This window comes from Olsenella sp. An290, assembly GCF_002159535.1.
Lineage (GTDB): Bacteria > Actinomycetota > Coriobacteriia > Coriobacteriales > Atopobiaceae > Thermophilibacter.
Genome location: NZ_NFIU01000011.1, coordinates 59,692 through 66,886 on the forward strand (window position 1 = coordinate 59,692; position 7,195 = coordinate 66,886).

Consider the following 7,195-nt stretch of genomic DNA (forward strand, 5'->3'; position numbering starts at 1 on the left):
AATGCGCACATCTCTGGTAGTTTTTAAGCTGCCGTTGACCGACGGCAGACGCAACGCGTCCAACACCTGAGCAAGGAGCGTGACAAGTGAGTCAGGAAGCATGGCAGGGATTTGTCGGCGGTAACTGGGAGCACGAGATCGACGTCCGCGACTTCATCCAGAAGAACTACACCCCCTACGACGGCGACGAGTCCTTCCTCGCCGGCCCCACCGAGAGCACGACGAAGCTCTGGGACGAGGTCATGGGCCTCTTTGCCAAGGAGCGCGAGGCCGGCGGCGTCCTCGACATGGACACCAAGGTCGTCTCCACGATCGTCTCCCACCCGGCCGGCTACATCGACAAGCCGCTCGAGAAGATCGTGGGCCTGCAGACCGAGAAGCCGCTCAAGCGCGCCCTCATGGTCAACGGCGGCATCCGCATGGCCGTGGCCGCCTGCAAGCAGAACGGCTACGAGGTCGACCCCGAGGTCGTCGACTTCTACACCAACTACCGCAAGACCCACAACGCCGGCGTCTTTGACGCCTACACGCCCGAGATGCGCGCGTGCCGTCACTCCCACATCATCACGGGCCTGCCCGACGCCTACGGCCGCGGCCGCATCATTGGCGACTACCGCCGCGTGGCCCTCTACGGCGTCGACCGCCTCATCGAGGAGAAGAAGGCCGAGCACGCCGGCACCCAGAAGACCATGAACGAGCCCACGATCCGTCACCGCGAGGAGCTTGCGGAGCAGATCCGCGCCCTCGGCGAGCTCAAGCAGCTCGGCCAGATCTACGGCTTCGACATCTCCCGCCCGGCCGCCAACTTCCAGGAGGCCGTGCAGTGGCTCTACTTCGGCTACCTCGCCGCGGTCAAGGAGCAGAACGGCGCCGCCATGTCCATCGGCCGCAACTCCACCTTCCTTGACATCTACGCCGAGCGCGACCTCAAGGCGGGCGTCATCACCGAGGCCGAGGTCCAGGAGATCATCGACCACCTCGTCATGAAGCTCCGCATGATCAAGTTCGCGCGCACCCCCGAGTACAACGAGCTCTTCTCCGGCGACCCGCAGTGGGTCACCGAGTCGCTCGGCGGCATGGGCGTCGACGGCCGCTCCATGGTCACCAAGACCGCCTTCCGCTACCTGCACACCCTCGAGAACATGGGCACCAGCCCCGAGCCCAACCTCACGGTGCTCTGGTCCACGCGCCTGCCCGAGGCCTTCAAGCGCTACTGCGCCAAGATCTCCATCACCACGAGCTCCATCCAGTACGAGAACGACGACCTCATGCGCGTCTACCACGGCGACGACTACGCGATTGCCTGCTGCGTGTCCTCCATGCGCATCGGCAAGGAGATGCAGTTCTTCGGCGCCCGCGCCAACCTCGCCAAGTGCCTCCTCTACGCCATCAACGGCGGCCGTGACGAGAAGACCGGCGAGCAGGTCGGCCCGCGCTACCGTCCGGTCGAGGGCGACTACCTCGACTACGACGACGTCGTGTCCAAGTACCGCGACATGATGCAGTGGCTGGCCGAGGTCTACGTCAACGCCCTCAACATCATCCACTACATGCACGACAAGTACTGCTACGAGCGCCTGCAGATGGCTCTGCACGACGAGCACGTCCACCGCTGGTTCGCCACCGGCATCGCGGGCCTCTCCGTCGTCGCCGACTCGCTCTCCGCGATCAAGTACGCCAAGGTCAAGGTCGTTCGCGACGAGACCGGCCTCGTCACCGACTACGAGGTCGAGGGCGACTTCCCCAAGTACGGCAACGACGACGACCGCGTGGACCAGATCGCCCACGACGTGGTCGAGGTCTTCATGAAGTACGTCCGCGAGACGGACACCTACCGCAACTCCGTCCCGACGACCTCAATCCTCACGATCACCTCGAACGTCGTCTACGGCAACGCCACCGGCAACACGCCCGACGGCCGCCGCGCCGGCGAGCCCTTCGCCCCGGGCGCCAACCCCATGCACCGTCGCGACACCCACGGCGCCGTGGCGTCGCTCGCCTCCGTCGCCAAGCTCCCCTTCCGCGACGCGCAGGACGGCATCTCCAACACGTTCTCCATCGTCCCCAACGCGCTCGGCAAGGAGGGCGAGGTCATGTTCGGCGAGCTCGACCTCGACGCCCTCGGCGTGGACATCCAGATCGAGAACCCCGCCCCCGACTGCGGCTGCTGCTAGTTCCACCCGCCCGCTCACCGGGCGGAATCGAGAATTGACACTGTTTCAGTGACAATTTTCAGCTACACTGTGGTAAACGAAGGGCCGCCCCACCCCGGGGCGGCCCCAACGAGAAGGGATACCACCATGAAGACCGCTGATGTCGCTCCCGAGCAGGTTGACAACCTCGTTTCCATGATCGACGGCTACGCTGAGGAGGGCGGCCACCACCTCAACGTCAACGTCTTCACCAAGGAGACGCTGCTCGACGCCCAGGCCCACCCCGAGAAGTACCCGCAGCTGACCATCCGCGTCTCCGGCTACGCGGTGAAGTTCAACTCCCTCACCAAGAAGCAGCAGGACGACGTCATCTCCCGTACCTTCCACGAGTCGATGTAAGGTCAGCCTGACCTGCTAGGCAGACGGCCCGGGCAATTGCTCCGCAAAGTGCTTCGCGCTCCGCGCTCAGGAACTTTGCCTCGCAAGTGCCCGGGCCGTTCCCTCTATCATGGTGACATCACAGGTCTGGGAGGAAGGTGCGGATGTGACTGCGGATACCGAGGGGCGTGCCCGCGACGTTGACGTGGTTGGGCGGGTGCACTCCACCGAAAGCTTTGGGACGGTGGACGGGCCGGGCACGAGGTTCGTGGTGTTCTGTCAGGGCTGCCCGATGCGCTGCCAGTACTGCCACAACCCCGACACCTGGGAGTTCGCGCGCGCCGACGGCACCGGCCCCGGGACCAGCGCGAGCGTTGGCGAGCTGCTCGAGCGCTTCGAGCGCAATCGTCCCTTCTACCGCAAGGGGGGCATCACCGTCACGGGGGGCGAGCCGATGGCTCAGCCCGACTTCGTGGCAGCCCTCTTCCGAGCCGCCCACGAGGCCCCGGCAGGCCGCATCCACACCTGCCTCGACACCTCCGCGGCAACCTTCTCCGCCGAGCGCGCCGGGCGCTTCTCGGCGCTCCTCGATGCCACCGACATGGTTCTTCTTGACATCAAGACCTCGGACGCGACGCTCCACGAGCGGCTCTGCGGCATGCCCGCAAGCCACGCCCTCGAGCTCGGCGACGAGCTGGCACGGCGCGGCATCCCCACCCTCGTCCGCCATGTGGTCGTGCCCGGGCTCACCGACTCCGAGGAGGAGTGCGCGGGTGTGGGCCGGATCATCGGCGACTGGGACAACGTCGTGGGGCTCGACTTCCTCCCCTACCACACCCTCGGCCGCTCCAAGTACGAGAAGCTCGGCATCCCCTACCCGCTCGAGGGCGTGAAGGCCATGGAGGCCGCCCGCGCCAAGGAGCTCCGGCGGGTCGCACTTGCCGCCCGCGCGAGGCGGCGCGCAGAGCGCGGGAAACGCTAGGAGGCAGGCGGACGGGACCTTCCCGCTGCCGACGAAAGCCAGTCCGCTCGATTACGGAAAGGGGGGCGAGCCCACAGGCCTGCCCCCCTCTCTCGTCCGGGTGCTCGTCCGGGTGCGCGCGACACGTGCTACGCGCGCTCGGCGATCTCCTTGACGAGGCGCTCGGTCTTCTCCCAGCCGAGGCAGGCGTCGGTGATGGACTTGCCATAGACGCCGCCACCCACGGGCTGGGCGCCGTCCTCGAGGTAGGACTCGACCATGAAGCCGCGCACGAGACCGCGAATCTGGGCGTTGCGCGCACAGGAGTCGAGCACCTCGTGGCAGATGCGGATCTGCTCGAGCGGCCGCTTGCCGGAGTTGTCGTGATTGCAGTCGATGATCGCCGCGGGGTTGGGGAACTTGTCCACCGTGTACTTCTCGGCAAGGCGCTCGAGGTACTCGTAGTGGTAGTTGGGGTAGTTGATTCCGTCGAGGCCCACGTAGCCGCGCAGGACCGCGTGTGCGAGCGGGTTGCCCGTCGTGGAGACCTCCCAGTTGCGGAAGATGAAGGTCTGGCGCTGCTGGGCGGCGTAGATGGAGTTGAGCATGACGTCGGTGGAGCCGCCGGTGGGGTTCTTCATGCCCACGGGCATGGGGACGCCGGAGGCCACGAGGCGGTGCTCCTGGTTCTCCACAGAGCGCGCGCCCACCGCGATGTAGGCCAGAAGGTCGATGAGGTACTGGTAGTTGGTGGGATAGAGCATCTCGTCGGCCGTGAAGAGGCCCGTCTCCTCAACCACGCGCAGGTGCATGCGACGGATGGCCTTCACGCCCTCGAGCAGGTCGTCGCCGGCCTCGGGGTTGGGGTTGTGGAGCAGCCCCTTGTAGCCCACGCCCTTGGTGCGCGGCTTGTTGGTGTAGACGCGCGGCACGATGACGAGCTTGTCGGAGACGGTCTCGGCGAGCGCGGCCAGGCGGCAGGCGTAGTCGAGCACGGAGTCCTCGCGGTCGGCCGAGCACGGGCCGATGATGAGCAGGAGGCGGTCGTCCTGACCGGAGAGCACGGCGGAGACGGCGGTGTCAAAGGCGGCCTTGCGCTCGGACATCTCTGCCGAGAGAGGCATCTCCGCACGGATATCCTTGGGGATGGGCAGCAGGCGCTTGAACTTCATGGACATGGAAACCTCGCTCGGGGTCGTGGTGTGGGCAGCCGGAACGCGCGGGGGCGCGGCGGGCCCGTGCATTATCGCGCCGAGTGCGCAAGGCCGCAACGCGACGTAACATGGCGGGCATAATCGGCAACTGTTGGGTACTTTTTTGCGGTCGTGGAAAGTACTACCTTGCGTGTATCATTTTTCTACCTGCAGTTTTGTACGCCAAAAATGTTGGGTACTTGCAAAACTCGCAAAAAAGTACCCAACACTCGCAGGGGTCCCGCGGAGGGCCGGGCTGGCCCGGCTCGAGGGCCGTATACTTGTCGCTGGTCCCACACGAAGGAGGCACCATGCCCTGCACCACCATTCTCGTAGGCAAGAAGGCGAGCTATGACGGCTCGACCATCGTCGCGCGCAACGAGGACTCGTCGAACGGCGAGTTCTGCCCCAAGCGCTTTGTCTCGCGCCCCGCGCCCAGGCCTGGCGCCGTCTACCGGAGCGTCATCTCCCACCTGGAGATCGAGCTTTCCGAAGGGGGCGCCCGCTACACGGCCCTGCCGAACGCCGACCTTAGGGAGGGCCTCTGGGAGGAGGCCGGCTTCAGCGCCCGCAACGTGGGCATGAGCGCCACCGAGACCCTCACCTCCAACGAGCGCGTCCTCGCCGCAGACCCGCTCGTGCGCCCCGATGCCGCCTCGGGCGCCCCAGGGGGCATCGGGGAGGAGGACATGGTCACCCTCGTGCTCCCCTACGCCACGAGCGCCCGCGACGGCGCGCTCCGCCTGGGCGCGCTGCTGGAGCGCCACGGCACCTACGAGATGAACGGCATCGCCTTCTCGGACGCGGACGAGATCTGGTGGCTCGAGACCGTCGGCGGCCACCACTGGATCGCCCGCCGCGTGCCGGACGACTGCTACGTCACCATGCCCAACCAGCTCGGCATCGACGACTTCGACCTCACGGACGCCTTCGGCGCGCAGCGCGACCACCTCTGCTCCGCCGACCTGCGCGAGTGGATGGCCGCGAACCACCTTGACCTCACGATGGGGGTCCCCACCGGGCACTTCAACCCACGCGAGGCCTTTGGCAGCCACTCGGACGCCGACCATGTCTACAACACGCCTCGCGCCTGGGCCATCCAGCGCGCCCTCAACCCGCACGCCGGCCCCTGGGACACCGCCGCCCCGGCCGACGACTTCGGGCCCGAGAGCGACTCGATCCCCTGGTGCCGCAGGCCCGAGCGCAAGATCACGATCGAGGACGTGAAGTACGTCCTCTCCCTTCACTACCAGGGCACGCCCTACGACCCCTACGGCTCGGCGGGGACCGAGGCCACGCGCGGTCGCTACCGCCCCATCGGCATCAACCGGAACAGCCAGCTCGCCGTGCTCCAGCTGCGCCCCTACGTGGACGCCGGGCGCGCGGCGCTGCAGTGGGTCGCCTACGGCAGCAACGTGTTCAACGCGCTCGTGCCGCTCTATGCCAACGTCGACGAGACGCCCGCCTACCTCGAGAACACCGGCACGCGCGTGACGAGCGAGAACTTCTACTGGGCAAACCGCCTCGTGGGCGCGCTCGCCGACGCCGCCTACGGCGCGTGCCTTCCGCACGTGGAGCGCTACCAGGAGGCGCTCACCTCCCGCTGCGCCGCGCTCGTCCGGGCCTGCGACGCCGAGGGCGGGGACCTCGTCGCCTGCAACCAGGCCATCGCCGACGAGTGCCGCCGGCAGACGGAGGGCCTGCTCGACAAGGTGCTCTACGAGGCGAGCATGCGCATGAGGAACGGCTTCTCCCGCAGCGACGGCTAGGGCCGGCGAGCCCGGCGGCGCACGGGCACCGACGGGGCGGGAGGGACCCGGCACGCAGGCCCTCCCACCCCGAGCCGCACCTACGCGATTCCCAGTTGCATGAGGTACGCCACAATCGCGAGCTGCACCAGCAGCATGAGCGGAACGCCCACCGCAAAGGCCGGGGTGCGAATCTTGTGCCGCGCCGCAAGCATGCCCACGAGCGTCCCCGGGGAGCCGCCCGCAAGCGCCGGGGCAAGCAGGACCATCTCCGGGATGCGCGTGACGTCGTGCCCCTGGCCATTTCTCATCGCAATCAGCTTGTCGATCACCATCAGCAGAAGCGATACCCCGCTCGCCATCCCCACGTAGGCAAGGAGCGCCCGATGGTCTCGGGCGAGGGCACCCAGGAGGGCCGTGGCGTCAAAGGGCGCCACGTACCGCACGGCCACCACGAGCCCCCAGGCCGCCAGCGCCACGAGGGAGAAGGTGTGCCAGGCGGAGTTTCGCTTGTTCGTGCGACGGTCCAGGAGCAGGAACGCCAGCACGCCGCCGAGCGCCCCGCCCGCAAACATGAGCAGCAAGAGCGCGGTGTGCGAGACGACCTCCTCGACCCCGCGACGGCGGCAGAGGGCACGGTCGAGCGTAAGGAGCGCGAACGTCGCCACGTTCACGATGGCAAGATAGGCCACGAGAGGATCGGGCTCGAGGAACGGGGGCATGGGTTCTCCCTCAGGTCGGGCGGGACGGTCGGTCTGGAGG

The 7,195-nt window shown here is 67.3% G+C and carries 6 protein-coding genes; 4 read left to right on the plus strand and 2 right to left on the minus strand.

Annotated features, from left to right (window positions below; genetic code table 11):
• Nucleotides 1-86: 86 nt before the first annotated feature.
• From pflB to pflA, 3 genes are all read left to right on the plus strand, one after another.
• Nucleotides 87-2,174: a formate C-acetyltransferase gene (pflB, locus tag B5F84_RS07160; RefSeq protein WP_087322256.1), complete on the plus strand. Its 2,088-nt coding sequence runs from the start codon at nt 87-89 to the stop codon at nt 2,172-2,174.
• A 126-nt stretch (nt 2,175-2,300) separates the two neighbouring features.
• Nucleotides 2,301-2,552, plus strand: coding sequence for an autonomous glycyl radical cofactor GrcA3 (gene grcA3, locus B5F84_RS07165; protein WP_087322258.1), 252 nt, complete (start codon nt 2,301-2,303; stop codon nt 2,550-2,552).
• 145 nt (nt 2,553-2,697) lie between these two features.
• Complete coding sequence (gene pflA, locus B5F84_RS07170; protein WP_239378307.1) at nt 2,698-3,513, plus strand: pyruvate formate-lyase-activating protein; 816 nt, start codon at nt 2,698-2,700, stop codon at nt 3,511-3,513.
• 128 nt (nt 3,514-3,641) lie between these two features.
• Here the strand turns inward: pflA and B5F84_RS07175 are convergent, their stop codons facing one another.
• The gene (locus B5F84_RS07175; RefSeq protein WP_087322262.1) at nt 3,642-4,670 is read right to left on the minus strand and encodes a 3-deoxy-7-phosphoheptulonate synthase; all 1,029 of its coding nucleotides are present in this window, start codon (nt 4,668-4,670) and stop codon (nt 3,642-3,644) included.
• A gap of 326 nt (nt 4,671-4,996) precedes the next feature.
• On the opposite strand from B5F84_RS07175, the gene B5F84_RS07180 reads away from it, so the two are divergent.
• Nucleotides 4,997-6,454, plus strand: coding sequence for a C69 family dipeptidase (locus B5F84_RS07180; RefSeq protein WP_087322264.1), 1,458 nt, complete (start codon nt 4,997-4,999; stop codon nt 6,452-6,454).
• A gap of 80 nt (nt 6,455-6,534) precedes the next feature.
• Here the strand turns inward: B5F84_RS07180 and B5F84_RS07185 are convergent, their stop codons facing one another.
• Nucleotides 6,535-7,155 carry a DUF1294 domain-containing protein gene (locus B5F84_RS07185; protein ID WP_087322266.1) on the minus strand — a complete coding sequence of 207 codons (621 nt, stop codon included), beginning with the start codon at nt 7,153-7,155 and terminating at the stop codon, nt 6,535-6,537.
• Between the last annotated feature and the right edge of the window lie 40 nt (nt 7,156-7,195).

Bases quoted from the DNA above. Each gene is read 5' to 3' on its own strand.
- grcA3 (WP_087322258.1), top strand. From the start codon at position 2,301: ATGAAGACCGCTGATGTCGCTCCCGAGCAGGTTGACAACCTCGTTTCC.
- B5F84_RS07175 (WP_087322262.1), bottom strand. From the start codon at position 4,670: ATGTCCATGAAGTTCAAGCGCCTGCTGCCCATCCCCAAGGATATCCGT.
- B5F84_RS07180 (WP_087322264.1), top strand. From the start codon at position 4,997: ATGCCCTGCACCACCATTCTCGTAGGCAAGAAGGCGAGCTATGACGGC.
- B5F84_RS07185 (WP_087322266.1), bottom strand. From the start codon at position 7,155: ATGCCCCCGTTCCTCGAGCCCGATCCTCTCGTGGCCTATCTTGCCATC.